Here is a 500-nt window from a genome sequence, read left to right as displayed (position 1 = left end):
GTGCTTCTGGTATTGCTGATGCCCTGTACCGACTGGTTTGTCACCTTCACTCACCTAGGCAAGGGGGACAGCACCCGAGCCATTGCGGCAACACCGGTTCTGCTGATTGCTCAACTGGGTCTTCTTCCACTTTACCTCTGGCTTTTCATGGGTAATCAGTTCGACGTGAATCTTGAGCTTGGGCGGCACCTCCTGCCGGCCTTTGGCGGGCTGATTATTGTCCCGCTTATCCTGGCATTTCTGACTGAAAAATGGGCCGAAAACTCCAGAAAAGCCATCGGGTTCATTCGCTTCATGGGTCTGATGCCGGTCCCTCTGCTGACAGTCGTACTGTTCATCATCTCAATGACACAGGTCAGCCAGATCGACAGTACCGGCTCACTTATCTGGCCCTTGATGATTCTGTTTCCGGCCTATCTTCTAGCTGCGGCTCTGGTTGGAAAGGCTCTGCGCCGGGTCTTTCGATTACCGGTAGAAACCGGTCGCACCGTCATCTTCAG

At 53.8% G+C, this 500-nt stretch carries 1 pseudogene; it reads left to right on the top strand.

Annotated features, from left to right (window positions below):
- Window positions 1-18 precede the first annotated feature (18 nt).
- Window positions 19-500, top strand: a pseudogene (locus KYE_RS15355) (arsenic resistance protein); the annotation flags it as partial.

This window comes from Marinobacter manganoxydans MnI7-9 (genome assembly GCF_000235625.1).
Classification (GTDB): Bacteria; Pseudomonadota; Gammaproteobacteria; order Pseudomonadales; family Oleiphilaceae; genus Marinobacter; species Marinobacter manganoxydans.
The sequence above is the reverse complement of the archived record's forward strand: the minus strand, read 5'-3'. Positions and strand labels throughout refer to the sequence as shown.